This window comes from Mucilaginibacter sp. OK098, from assembly GCF_900142915.1.
Lineage (GTDB): Bacteria > Bacteroidota > Bacteroidia > Sphingobacteriales > Sphingobacteriaceae > Mucilaginibacter.
The window spans coordinates 48,981-60,856 of record NZ_FRCM01000010.1 but is presented as its reverse complement, the minus strand read 5'-3'; the positions used below and the strand labels follow the sequence as shown (position 1 = coordinate 60,856).

Here is an 11,876-nt window from a genome sequence, read left to right as displayed (position 1 = left end):
GTTCTACTTACTTAACTTTTACCGGGATAGGCTCTGAATAAAAAAAAGCACGGCTGTCAACATCAACAAGTTTAACCTCCATAGTTTCGCTGCTTTTTTTAATGTTAACATTAATACTGCCGTCGGCATTAACCGGCACATTAACAAATTTCCTGTTATCTGCTTTTGCAGGCGTAATAAATCCCTTTATAAGGTTTACGCTCAAGGCAACAGCTATAACGGTAAGTACAATTTTTGTGTAAAGATCAGTTTTCATAATTGTTATTTAAGGTTTAAGAATTAAATATTAAGTACTTGGGTTTAAAATAGAAAAACAAAACCTTTAAATGAGGTTTTGTTTTTCTTATCCTTTTAGGCCTGATAAAAAAACATTCCTGGCCGCTAAAACATGACATCAGTACTTACATCTGCTTGTAATACACGTTAGCAGAAACGTATATGATAATTGACAATACACCCAAAACAATCACTATTAAATCGCGCTTGGAAAATTTGCGAATTGCCTTACCCTTACTAAAATATCTTATAAGTACAATAAGTGCCCATATGGGCATTGCAAATAAAAAAACTGTAATTATTATCAGCGCAATTGTCAATACCATAGCGGGCTTAATTTATAAAGCAATTTAAATTTTATAAACCAAATTATAAAATGCCTTAACTCATATTACTTTCAAACTAGAATAGCCCAAGCTGCCCCTTATCATCCATGTCTATGTCATCGGGGTTGGTAATTTCAAAATCTATCTTTTTAGGGGGTGATTCCACTGATTTTTGGGATGATTCCACCGATTGATCAGCTGGTTTTGCAGGCTGTTCGGCAGGTGGCTTTACAGGTTCCGGCTTAACATCAGCTGGCTTCTCAGGCACTTTTACTGCAGGTTTCTCAACTTCAGCTACATCTGTTTCATCATCTAGACTACCCGCCTCATCAGCGATCACAACCTCTGCCTCAGCTACATCCGTTTCATCATCTGTATCGCCTGCTTCATCAACGATCACTTCAGGTTCAATTTCAGCAATCAGCTCAACAGCTTTTATAACCTGCTGCGATAAGCGGTTACCCATTGCCTTCATCCCCTTAACATCAATCACAGTAGAAAGATCAACCTCAAGCGTTTCCGGTGTCTGTTCTTTGCCTCTTAGCTGCTCAACCTTTACAACCGGCTGCGAAGCGCCAGAGATCAGTAACAGTTTCGAACCATTCTCATCGCTGATTATGCTTACCTGTTTACCTATGGCAAGGTTATCAAACACAAACCGTTTTACCATGTAGTTTTTCGATTTACCATCAATATGGATAGCCGAATAAACTTTTGCAGCATCATACTTTTCGATAATGATCATTTTATCATCAAAGTGATTGTTCAGGTCAAAACTGGTCAGTTCGTAGATCCCGTTGCTAAGTACGGTTAAGATCCTGTCATCGCCATCAAATTCGCCCAGGTATTTACCACGGCCATCAGCATTTAAGCGTTTTAAAATATCATCATACCAGATCTTTCTTCCGGCTAAAGTTGAAACACCTTTGCTTTTCAGAATGATCTTTTTGACCGGGTATTTAGTAATGATATTCCCCATTGAACCCCGGCCTTTTATGGCCAGTGCTGCAAAGTCCTCGTCAAACTGTAGCTTTTTGAGCTTACTATGCGGCTTCAACTGTACGTTAACAATTTCTGCTTCGCCATTAGGGTTGGCACTAAAATATAACGACCGGCTTCCTTTGGTACCCTTGGTTAAATCGTATTCCTTATCCCGGGTAACGCCTACAACCGAGAAACGTTTAATGTAGCTTACCCCGCTCTGCCCGTCTTTGTAGATCATGTTATAAACGGTACGCTCGTCGTTCTTTTTAAATACGGCTACGTGGATAATTTCCTTGCCCACAAAAACCTTATCCTGGATCTTGGTGATCAAACAGCGTCCATCTTCCCTGAATACAATAATCTCGTCAATATCTGAACAGTCGGTTACAAATTCGTCCTTCTTTAAGCCGGTTCCTATAAAACCATCAACGCGGTTAACATACAACTTGGCATTTGCCAATGCCACCTGGGCCGCTTCTACCCTATCAAAAGTGCGTAGCTCGGTTTTACGTTCGCGGCCTTTGCCATATTTTTCCTTCAGTTTCAGGAACCAGGCAATGGTATAGTCAGTTAAATGTTTTAGGTGATGTTTTACCTCTTTTATTTCAGCCTCCAGGCCCTTTATCTGCTCATCCGTTTTCTTTACATCAAAACGGGTGATGCTGCTCATCGGTTTATCAATAAGCTTCTTATAATCTTCGGGAACTATAGTCCGGTAAAACGACGGAAAGAATGGCTCAAATAACCGGTTCAAAACTTCAAGCACCATTTCAAAATTGTTGGAGGTTTCATAGTCAGGATGCTTGTACATCCCCTCCTGGATAAAGATCTTAAGCAATGAGCTGAAGAAGATCTTTTCCATCAGCTCTTTCAGCCTGATCTCCAGCTCCATTTTCAGCAGCTGGCGGGTGTAATGCGTGCTTTCGGTAAGCATGTCATTCACACTCATAAAGCGTGGCTTATCATGCTGTATTACGCAGGTATTTGGCGAGATGGAAACCTCGCAATCGGTAAAGGCATAAAGGGCATCAATAGTAACATCGGGCGAGATACCGGGCGCCAGATGCACCACAATTTCCACGCTGCTTGACGTATTATCTTCTATCTTCTTGATCTTGATCTTGCCTTTTTCGTTTGCCGCTACAATGCTTTCCATTAAGCCACCGGTAGTTGTGCTGAACGGAATTTCAGTTATAGCCAACGTCTTTTTATCACGCTCCTCTATTTTTGCGCGGATCCTTACCTTACCACCCCGCTGACCGTCATTATAAGCCGAAGCATCAGCCATACCGCCAGTCGGGAAATCCGGCATCAGGTTTGGCAGGTTGCCTTTCAGCACCTCAATAGATGCATCTATCAGCTCAATAAAATTATGAGGCATTATCTTGGTGGCCAAACCTACTGCAATCCCATCAGCACCTTGTGCAAGCAATAATGGAAACTTAACGGGCAATGTTATGGGTTCGCGGTTACGGCCATCATAGCTGGCTTGCCAGTCGGTAGTATCCGGGTTAAAAACAACTTCGAGTGCAAATTTTGAAAGACGGGCCTCAATATAACGCGGGGCAGCTGCCGAGTCGCCGGTCACCGGGTCGCCCCAGTTTCCCTGGCAGTCAATCAGCAGGTTTTTTTGGCCTATCTGCACCATGGCGTCACCAATAGAAGCGTCACCATGCGGGTGATACTTCATGGTATTGCCTATTACGTTGGCGGCCTTGTTAAAACGCCCGTCGTCCATCTCCTTAAGGGAATGGAGGATGCGGCGCTGCACTGGTTTTAAACCATCATTTATATGCGGAACGGCACGGTCAAGAATTACATACGATGCATAATCCAGGAACCAGTTTTCGTACAATCCATCGAGTGAGGTAACGTTGTGTAGTTTTTCTTCGCTATTTGCAGGTATCTCGTCTTGGTTTAAATCTTCACTCATTATTAGCTAAAAAATATAAAGGGTAAAGATAGGGATAATGTACAGATGTGCGGATTTTGGATGTGCCGATTTTTAAACACATTATTAATTTTTAACAATGGTGTTAGCTGGTTAGTTTTTTAACACGGAGATGCAGAGAAGACACGGAGAGCACTGAGTTTTTTGAGCGATAAGATTTATGTTTTTATTACGCGCCTGACACCGTCTTTTAGCATTAACACATTAAAGTTTATTAGTAAACCTAATTTACAACCTGAAACTTTTAGATAGGTTAATACTTGTGCTAAATGAATGTCGGCTAAATTCTCAACTGCTTTAATTTCCACTATCAGTTTATTCTCAACCACTATATCAAGCCGGTACCCGCAATCCATTCTAATTTCTTTATATACCAGTGTAAAGGTTTTTCCTTTTCTACATATAAACCCTTTTTAAACAATTCATAAAAAAGAAATTCTTTATAAGCCGATTCCAATAAACCTGGGCCTAAAGTCTTGTGAACAGTTATAGATGCTCCTATAACTTCAGTTGCTAAATCATTCTCTATTTGCATTTTAATCTCTGTCTCTCTGTGTGTTCTTAGTGGCCTCTGTGGTTAAAAAACGATATGAATATCGACCTTATTCATCCGCACATCACCTCTCCCCTTTCATCTCCCTCAGCATTTGGCCGTAATCCCATTTGCGCAACATGGCATTAACGGTATTTATTATGCGTTTGGCTCGTGTTTCGCTGGTTTTGGCGCCGTTTATCCATTTTATAAAATAGTCACGGTGTGATTTTGCCAGGCCATTAAAAAAGTCGGAAGCTTCAGGCTCAAATTCAAAGCATTCCTTCAAATCATCGGGCAGCTCAACTTTGTAATCTTTATCTTCCTCTAAGCTTACCTGCAGCATAGCCCCGCTGTTTTTATGCAAAGCCTTCCTTACTTCGGCTTTAAGCGCCATAATAAAAACACCATTACCCATAGGCATTAACGCCATACCGTTTACGGCAAGGCCATCAAGCATCCCCCTTACCCTGAATGATTTTTTGTTGCCCGGTTTTAATTGCTGCGCAATATCAGCAGGTATTTCAATGTAGCTCCAGCCGGTTTTTTCGCCCTGCTCCGCAAATTGTAAAATAATGGTACTAAACGTTATCATGCTATTTTAAAATTTTTAATCAAAAGCCATCAATGTTACTCTGTGATTAAAATAAAGGCCTTTTTACCGCTTAATAATAACCAAAAAAGGCCGCTTTGTTAAATGTTTGTTAAAACTAAAAAGAACTGTAACTATTCAAAACATTGCTGTGTCTTATAGTCAAATAAATAATCACAACTTAAATTACAATATTATGAAAACTTTAAAATCAATTATGCTGGGGTTAGTGCTGCTGGTAGTATGCGGTGCAGCAAAAGCGAATAATATTAGCCACGATAAATTAACCGCAAATTACGCTATTAATACTTATATAGACGCCATGACCCGCGGTAAATTAGCCGGACTAAATGACGTTTTAGACAAAACAGTTGAATTTAACATGCTGCGGGGTAAAACAGTAATTAGCTTCAGCAGAAGTGCAATGCTTGATTTTTTCAAAAGCAATAAAGACATCGAGCAAGTTTGCACAACCAGTACTTCAATTGTTGAAAGCAATGCCAATGTAACCATTGTAAAAGTTACTATGAAGTATGACGACTTTGTACGCAACAATTATGTAACTATTGCAAACACCGGCAACGGCTGGAAGATCACCAATGTGTACAGCGTTTTTAAATAAGAATAAGTTTTAGGTTTAGTTAAATAGTTTGTTAGTAAAAGGCTCCGTGGTTGGAGCCTTTTTTATGTGCAATTTCTTTTTTTCGACTTCCCGCTGTTTTCTTCCTAATCTCTTTCCCCAACTAATCCCTGATCTCCAGTCTCTAATCACTTAACATAAGGCTCCAAAACCTTCTGCCATTTATCATACCCTTTGCTATTCAGGTGCAGCAAATCTGGCTCAAATAACGAGTTATCAACCGTAGTATTTCCGGGTGTATCCAGCACAGTGCCTAAATCAATATAAGTGCTGTTAGGCTTATTGTTAAGGTAATTTTTTATCAGTTTGTTGGCAATTTCAACCTCGTTAATAAACTTTGCCCGGCTGGGGCTTGGCTTTACCGACATAAAATAAATAGTAGCATCAGGCAGCTTTTTGTTGATCATTTTCCAGAGTTTTTGAAATTCATCAAAAACAAACTTACCGGTTTTACCCGCTGCAATGTCATTTTCGCCTGCGTAAATAAAAATTTTGCGGGGCTGATAAGGGAACAATATGTAAGGCGTATAATAATCAACCAACTGCCAAAGTTCGCAACCTCCTACGCCACGCCTGATGATGGGCTTATTGGCAAAGCGCTGCTCCAGGTCAGTCCATTTACGGATTGATGAGCTGCCGATAAACAGGATCCCATTTTTAGGTGGAAATTTCAGGCTATCCTGATGTTTAAATGCCCTGATCTCGTTATCGAACGGAAAACCTGTTTGCGCATGTAATCGGCTGCCGATACAAAGGGTTAGGAAAAGTAATATTAACTTTGCTTTCATAAATTGGTTATCTTCAAACTTACGAAGTTTATAAAACTTCGTAAGTTTTGTCACATGCCTTTTACGTTTAGCCTTTCACCTCTACATTCAGCCTTTTCTCAAAAAACAAAAAGGGCAAAAAGCTATCCACCCCGTTCATTACCCAAACAGGGCCGTTGTTACAGAATAAGATAATTTCTATCGGCTTGTTTTGTTTTTTTTCGTATTCGGCTAAAACCTGCAGGCACGAGCCGCATGAGGTAACGGGCTGCAAAATTTCAAATTCATCTGTGCTTGCGGTTACCGCCATGGCTTCTATAGGGTCATCAGAGTGATTTGCGCCCCAATAAAATAAGGCAACCCGCTCAGCGCATAAGCCGGAAGGATAAGCAACATTTTCCTGGTTGCTGCCATAAATAATTTTACCACTTTGCAGCCGCAGTGCAGCCCCCACCCTGAATTTTGAATAAGGTGAATGTGAGCCTTCCATTGCTTTAACCGCCTCAAGGCATAGGTCATGATCGGTTTCGTTAAGCTCTGTTAAAGTATTGTATTCTTTAAAGGCTATTTCTATTTGGTGCTCTGTCATCTTTTATATCCCCTGAAAATATGGGGGGATACAAGGTAAGGAATAATTTGCAAATAATTGTCATTGCTAGGTATGAAGCAATCGCGAACTATGCAAGTTTTACAATTTTCTAACCGCTCTGTATAGCATGCGATTGCTTCGTACCTCGCAATGACAAGAAAGGGTCACACAGCTACCGGCAACTCTATACTCTCCGCATCCTCGGCAATTAACGGGTTAATACTTTCATCATCTTTTTCAACCCTCAGGTTATTGATAATGTGCTGCTGGCGGGTTGGTGTGTTTTTACCCATAAAGTATTCAAGCAGGGCTTTTATATTGGCATCTTTCAATATAACCGGGTCAAGGCGGATATCTTTACCTATAAATAGGCCAAATTCATCAGGCGAGATCTCGCCTAATCCTTTAAATCGGGTTATTTCCGGCTTAACACCCAGTTTGGCTATGGCATTACGGCGCTCTTCATCACTGTAGCAATAAATGGTCTCTTTTTTATTACGAACGCGGAACAATGGTGTTTGCAAAATAAATACATGCCCGGCTTTTACCAGGTCGGGGAAAAACTGCAGGAAGAAGGTCATCAGCAATAGCCTGATGTGCATCCCGTCCACATCTGCATCGGTTGCTATTACAATGTTATTGTAGCGTAAATCATCCAAGCCATCTTCAATGTTCAGCGCATGTTGCAGCAGGTTGAATTCCTCATTTTCGTAAACCACTTTTTTGGTCAGCCCGAAGCAGTTTAACGGTTTACCCTTTAAGCTGAAAACAGCCTGCGTCATCACATCGCGCGATTTGGTGATCGATCCGCTGGCAGAGTCACCTTCTGTTATAAACAAGGTTGTTTCCTGCTTACGCTCATGTGGTTCGTCAAAATGCGCCTTACAATCGCGCAGCTTGCGGTTATGCAGCGATGCTTTTTTAGCGCGTTCGTTTGCCAGTTTTTTAATCCCTGCAATATCCTTGCGTTCCCGCTCCGACTGCATAATGCGTTTTAGCAAGGCATCGGCTGCCGACGGATTTTTATGCAGATAGTTATCCAGCTGGTTTTTAACAAAATCATTTATAAAGCCGCGCACTGAAGGCCCATCCGGACCAATATTTTGTGAGCCCAGCTTTGTTTTTGTTTGCGATTCAAATACCGGCTCCTGTACCTTAATGGCAACAGCCGCTACTATTGACGCGCGCACATCCGAAGCATCAAACTCTTTTTTATAAAATTCGCGGATGGTTTTTACCACCGCCTCGCGAAATGCCGCCTGGTGGGTACCACCCTGCGTGGTATTTTGTCCGTTAACAAACGAGTAATACTCTTCGCCGTATTGCTGCCCGTGGGTCATGGCTATTTCAATATCCTCGCCTTTTAAATGGATAATGGGGTAACGGATATTTTCGGCATCGGTATTTTTTGTTAACAGGTCATAAAGCCCCCGTTCCGAAAAGTATTTCTGGGTGTTAAAGTTTATGGTAAGGCCTGAATTAAGGAACACATAATTCCAGATCATGCTATCAACAAACTCCGGGATAAAGCGGTAATGCCTGAAGATGGTATCGTCAGGCAAAAAATTTATAGCTGTTCCATTTCGTTGGGTGGTTTCCTTTTCCGGCTCATCACGCACCAGTTCGCCTTTTGCAAACTCAGCCAGCTTGGTACGCCCGTCACGATAGGACTGTACGATAAAAGAGTTTGATAATGCGTTTACCGCCTTTGTACCTACACCGTTCAATCCTACGGATTTTTGGAAGGCCTTGCTATCATACTTACCACCTGTATTTATTTTTGATACGCAATCAATAACCTTACCCAGCGGGATGCCCCGCCCGTAATCGCGTACAGATACCTTATGGTCGCTCATGCTGATCTCAATGGTTTTACCGGCACCCATAACAAACTCGTCAATAGAGTTATCAACTATCTCCTTCAGCAAAACATAAACACCATCATCATAAGCCGATCCATCACCAAGCTTACCAATATACATCCCGGGCCGTAAGCGGATATGCTCTTTCCAATCCAGCGAACGGATACTATCATCACTATAAGTTACAGCTTCTGCCATTTAAATTCTATATAATTAAATTAAGGGAAAAGGAAGACCGTTTTTATAAATCAAAACAAGTCTATCGGACAAAAATAATATTTACCCATTGAACTCACCGCTCAAATGTTTTAACTTATTAACAATTGCCTGATTATTCATTAGTGCGTATGCGATACGCCCCTACAATTTATATTTTGGTACGGGCGTATCGCATACGCCCATATCGCCAATCATCCTACTTACGGCTACTGCTTAAACTTAAGACAGTTACTTGCCCTATCCATGTTTTTAAAAAACTCAGGGTCTTTTTCATTTGTAAAACAAACCGCCATAATAATCCCGGTATGGTTTTTTTGAAGGGTAATAAGCAGGGCGTATTTGTAACGTTTGGTTGCAGGCAGATCGGGCAGGGTTAAAAGATATGATTTCCCGGCATCAGCATTATACCTGGCTAATACCTCAGGAGGAATGATCTTCATAAAAGGCTTGGTATCACCTGTAAATGCCGCAGCATGGGCCTCTCCTAATGAAACATAGGTAGAATCAGGGTTTGCCAGTTCGGCATTGGGCGTATCTTTTGATTTTTCATAGCTGGCCCAATTTTCTCTTTGTGATTTTACCTGCAGCCAGATCTCAAAATCCTTGCCGGGAAGGGTCATGGCGTAATCAAACGAAAAAAAATCGTTATCCGGGGCTTTTATTTCTTTAAATCCTTTTGGAAATGTAAATGTAACATTAGCCTCTGCAGCTAAATGAATAAATTCAGCAAGCTGACCGCTTACAGGGCGCTTAGCAACCGCAGCTGGGGCCTTTGCACCAGCCGGATGCTTTACCTGTGCAATTGTATGTTTTACCTGCGCAAAAACCGGCGCAATACAAAGCATAAGTATTCCGGCAACTAATATTTCCTTAATTTGTTTCAAAACAATTTCCATCACACAGGGCAAACAATAGTATTAAGTAACAATTAATCAGGGATAATAATAACAAAATTAAAATATAAATTTAAAAAATAAACATTTAACATATTATTAATACATGAGCATTAAACCAAGGCTCATGTGGAGTTGGATTAGTTTAGGAAATATTGCATTGTCCTGATTTTTGAATTTCACCTGTTTTAGGGCAAAACGCAATCAACTTAATCAAGCCTTTAAACCCAATCAGCCTCTTTTTTACTATTTTAGCGCTTTTTAAAGCTTCTGCTAATTAATATGAACAGATCCATCCATATAAGTTTTACGATTTTTTCACAAGGTTTGCTTCTTGCTTTTTTATTATTCATCACCTCCTGTAAGCCACACGTACCGGAACGGGTACAGTTTGAAGCAAAAAGAAAGGTTGATATGGTTAAATCAAAGGCCCTGTTAAAAAGCATTCAGGGAATTCGTTATACAGAAGTAAAGCGAACGTTTGATAACGGACTGTCATTTAGTGCAGTTGGCTATCAGTTGGTACCCGAATGGCGCATTTCGTTCCCTTCTACTGATTCGGTAAATATTTATAGTCCCAGAAAAAAAAGATTTTTGAATACCCCCGTAATATTTGATCATGATTCTGTTTACAACGTAGCGTGGGCATGGCTCAAATTAAAATACATTAAAAAGGATAGTATTCAGTTTATGGTGCTGCATGTGCACAACAATGTAATACAGGAGGAAAAAACGCATGTTTACATGACCTTTTATACCAATGATTATATTAAAAATGTACTTCATGCAGATACGGCAAACATGCTGAAACCCAGTAGCAAGGATACCGCTTACATTAAAGCTAAAATTTTAAAGGCACAAAACACCCTCGAAAGCGCTTTTGCAGGTACTGAGCCAGCAGTTTTAACGCCGAAGACACCATTAATTACGATTAAAAAAGAAGTAACCCCCGACGGCGATGTTAACGGCGGGATGGGATTTGACGACTATCTTTCGCCAACATATAATATCACCATCCACAAAGCCTATGCCGATTTTTATTACTCTTACTCGGCGTATGTTGACGAAAAAGGGAATATTACCTTTCGCAAAACGCTGACATTTACTTACCCCGAGTTTAAAAAAGCCAACGATGATGCTATGAAAGGCATCACCGATGGATACCTTAAAGCTTACCTTGATATAACGCCTGGCAAAACACTTGGCATCCCTCATAACAGTATCGTAATTTTAAATGTAACAGGGATTAAAAAGTAATTGATTTATTCCTGTAACATTTAAGCCGGTTATTGATCAATATACTGTATTTCAATTTTATCAATCATGCAAAACAGGTCTAAATTAAAATTAAGGATATTAATGGTAGCTATAGGAATGTTCCTGGGCCACATTTGTATGGATCTTTATAAAATTGGCGTAAAAGATGGAAAAGCAACAGCTCTGGCTATTGCAAATAAAAAGTAACACTATTTATTAACAAACGTTAACTTACGCTCCCATTTTACGGCTGAATTAATCACGATATTGTTATCTGTGAACCCTTTCATTATTCATGAAGAAAGCAGCCTTTTTAACATTAACCTTTAATTTTTTCATTTGCTTTTACGCCATTGGCCAGAACAGGACAATTCCAGGTTTGGTTACCTTTAACGCTATGCGGCAAAGTGGTGTTGTTATAAAAAACGTCAATCTCCATACACAAATCATCAGTAATGACAGGGGCGAATTTACCATTCAGGCCAAAGCCGGAGATACTTTAATAAGCTCAAAAGAGGATTATATTAAAGATACGTTACTTGTAACTGATCAACCGTTTTTTATTATTCAATTAAAAAAGAATCCTTTAATACTTAAGGAGGTCTTGATTAAGAGCTCACCTATTACTATCGAAGAAACTTACGCAAAAAATAAAAAAGATTATAAAGAGATCTATCGTATTGGTGATAAAAGCAATATAATTGGCCCGGATAATATTGATAAAATATGGAGCGCGGTTTGTAAAGAAGGTAATGATGCGCGCAAGTTACAGCGCACACTAACAAGTGATTACAAAAGCAGTTTGGTAAACCGGCGCTTTACTAAAACCCTTGTTACCCGCATAACAGGCTACAAGGATACTACGTTGGATAATTTTATGATAAAGTACCGGCCCACTTTTAAAATGGTACAAAAAGCTACAGACTATGATTTGATCCAGTATATTAAAAAGAAAATGGCAGAGGATAAAAAAATCTAAGCAATCCTT

General features: G+C 40.1%; 10 protein-coding genes and 1 pseudogene. 3 read left to right on the top strand and 8 right to left on the bottom strand.

Annotated elements, in window-relative coordinates:
• Positions 1 to 7: 7 nt before the first annotated feature.
• From BUE31_RS27660 to BUE31_RS27640, 4 genes and pseudogenes are all read right to left on the bottom strand, one after another.
• Positions 8 to 256 carry a hypothetical protein gene (locus BUE31_RS27660; RefSeq protein ID WP_073407122.1) on the bottom strand — a complete coding sequence of 83 codons (249 nt, stop codon included), beginning with the start codon at positions 254 to 256 and terminating at the stop codon, positions 8 to 10.
• Between the two features lie 422 nt (positions 257 to 678).
• Positions 679 to 3,519, bottom strand: coding sequence for a DNA gyrase/topoisomerase IV subunit A (locus BUE31_RS27650; RefSeq protein ID WP_073407120.1), 2,841 nt, complete (start codon positions 3,517 to 3,519; stop codon positions 679 to 681).
• A 176-nt stretch (positions 3,520 to 3,695) separates the two neighbouring features.
• Positions 3,696 to 4,072: pseudogene (locus BUE31_RS31740) on the bottom strand (GxxExxY protein).
• An 82-nt stretch (positions 4,073 to 4,154) separates the two neighbouring features.
• Complete coding sequence (locus tag BUE31_RS27640) at positions 4,155 to 4,664, bottom strand: YdeI/OmpD-associated family protein (protein ID WP_073407119.1); 510 nt, start codon at positions 4,662 to 4,664, stop codon at positions 4,155 to 4,157.
• Between the two features lie 193 nt (positions 4,665 to 4,857).
• Between BUE31_RS27640 and BUE31_RS27635 the strand changes: the two genes are divergently transcribed.
• On the top strand, positions 4,858 to 5,283 hold the full coding sequence (locus tag BUE31_RS27635; RefSeq protein WP_073407118.1) for a nuclear transport factor 2 family protein: 426 nt from the start codon (positions 4,858 to 4,860) through the stop codon (positions 5,281 to 5,283).
• A 146-nt stretch (positions 5,284 to 5,429) separates the two neighbouring features.
• Here BUE31_RS27635 and BUE31_RS27630 read toward each other — a convergent pair whose 3' ends face one another.
• The 4 genes from BUE31_RS27630 to BUE31_RS27615 all read right to left on the bottom strand — a co-directional run bounded on the left by BUE31_RS27630 (position 5,430) and on the right by BUE31_RS27615 (position 9,634).
• Positions 5,430 to 6,089: a GDSL-type esterase/lipase family protein gene (locus tag BUE31_RS27630; RefSeq protein WP_073407117.1), complete on the bottom strand. Its 660-nt coding sequence runs from the start codon at positions 6,087 to 6,089 to the stop codon at positions 5,430 to 5,432.
• 67 nt (positions 6,090 to 6,156) lie between these two features.
• The gene (locus tag BUE31_RS27625) at positions 6,157 to 6,657 is read right to left on the bottom strand and encodes a cytidine deaminase (RefSeq protein ID WP_073407116.1); all 501 of its coding nucleotides are present in this window, start codon (positions 6,655 to 6,657) and stop codon (positions 6,157 to 6,159) included.
• A 164-nt stretch (positions 6,658 to 6,821) separates the two neighbouring features.
• Complete coding sequence (locus BUE31_RS27620; RefSeq protein WP_073407115.1) at positions 6,822 to 8,717, bottom strand: DNA topoisomerase IV subunit B; 1,896 nt, start codon at positions 8,715 to 8,717, stop codon at positions 6,822 to 6,824.
• Positions 8,718 to 8,944: 227 nt separating this feature from the next.
• Entirely contained in the window at positions 8,945 to 9,634 is a 690-nt protein-coding gene (locus BUE31_RS27615) for a hypothetical protein (RefSeq protein WP_073407114.1), read from the bottom strand.
• Between the two features lie 279 nt (positions 9,635 to 9,913).
• Between BUE31_RS27615 and BUE31_RS27610 the strand changes: the two genes are divergently transcribed.
• Positions 9,914 to 10,888 (top strand): hypothetical protein, encoded by a 975-nt coding sequence (locus tag BUE31_RS27610; RefSeq protein WP_073407113.1) that lies wholly within the window; start codon positions 9,914 to 9,916, stop codon positions 10,886 to 10,888.
• A gap of 295 nt (positions 10,889 to 11,183) precedes the next feature.
• Positions 11,184 to 11,867: a hypothetical protein gene (locus BUE31_RS27605; RefSeq protein WP_073407112.1), complete on the top strand. Its 684-nt coding sequence runs from the start codon at positions 11,184 to 11,186 to the stop codon at positions 11,865 to 11,867.
• Positions 11,868 to 11,876: the final 9 nt, after the last annotated feature.

What these genes read in the sequence shown, in the direction of transcription:
- BUE31_RS27625 (WP_073407116.1), bottom strand. Translation starts at nt 6,657, where the DNA reads ATGACAGAGCACCAAATAGAAATAGCCTTTAAAGAATACAATACTTTA.
- BUE31_RS27630 (WP_073407117.1), bottom strand. Translation starts at nt 6,089, where the DNA reads ATGAAAGCAAAGTTAATATTACTTTTCCTAACCCTTTGTATCGGCAGC.
- BUE31_RS27650 (WP_073407120.1), bottom strand. Translation starts at nt 3,519, where the DNA reads ATGAGTGAAGATTTAAACCAAGACGAGATACCTGCAAATAGCGAAGAA.
- BUE31_RS27635 (WP_073407118.1), top strand. Translation starts at nt 4,858, where the DNA reads ATGAAAACTTTAAAATCAATTATGCTGGGGTTAGTGCTGCTGGTAGTA.
- BUE31_RS27620 (WP_073407115.1), bottom strand. Translation starts at nt 8,717, where the DNA reads ATGGCAGAAGCTGTAACTTATAGTGATGATAGTATCCGTTCGCTGGAT.
- BUE31_RS27660 (WP_073407122.1), bottom strand. Translation starts at nt 256, where the DNA reads ATGAAAACTGATCTTTACACAAAAATTGTACTTACCGTTATAGCTGTT.
- BUE31_RS27610 (WP_073407113.1), top strand. Translation starts at nt 9,914, where the DNA reads ATGAACAGATCCATCCATATAAGTTTTACGATTTTTTCACAAGGTTTG.
- BUE31_RS27615 (WP_073407114.1), bottom strand. Translation starts at nt 9,634, where the DNA reads ATGGAAATTGTTTTGAAACAAATTAAGGAAATATTAGTTGCCGGAATA.
- BUE31_RS27605 (WP_073407112.1), top strand. Translation starts at nt 11,184, where the DNA reads ATGAAGAAAGCAGCCTTTTTAACATTAACCTTTAATTTTTTCATTTGC.
- BUE31_RS27640 (WP_073407119.1), bottom strand. Translation starts at nt 4,664, where the DNA reads ATGATAACGTTTAGTACCATTATTTTACAATTTGCGGAGCAGGGCGAA.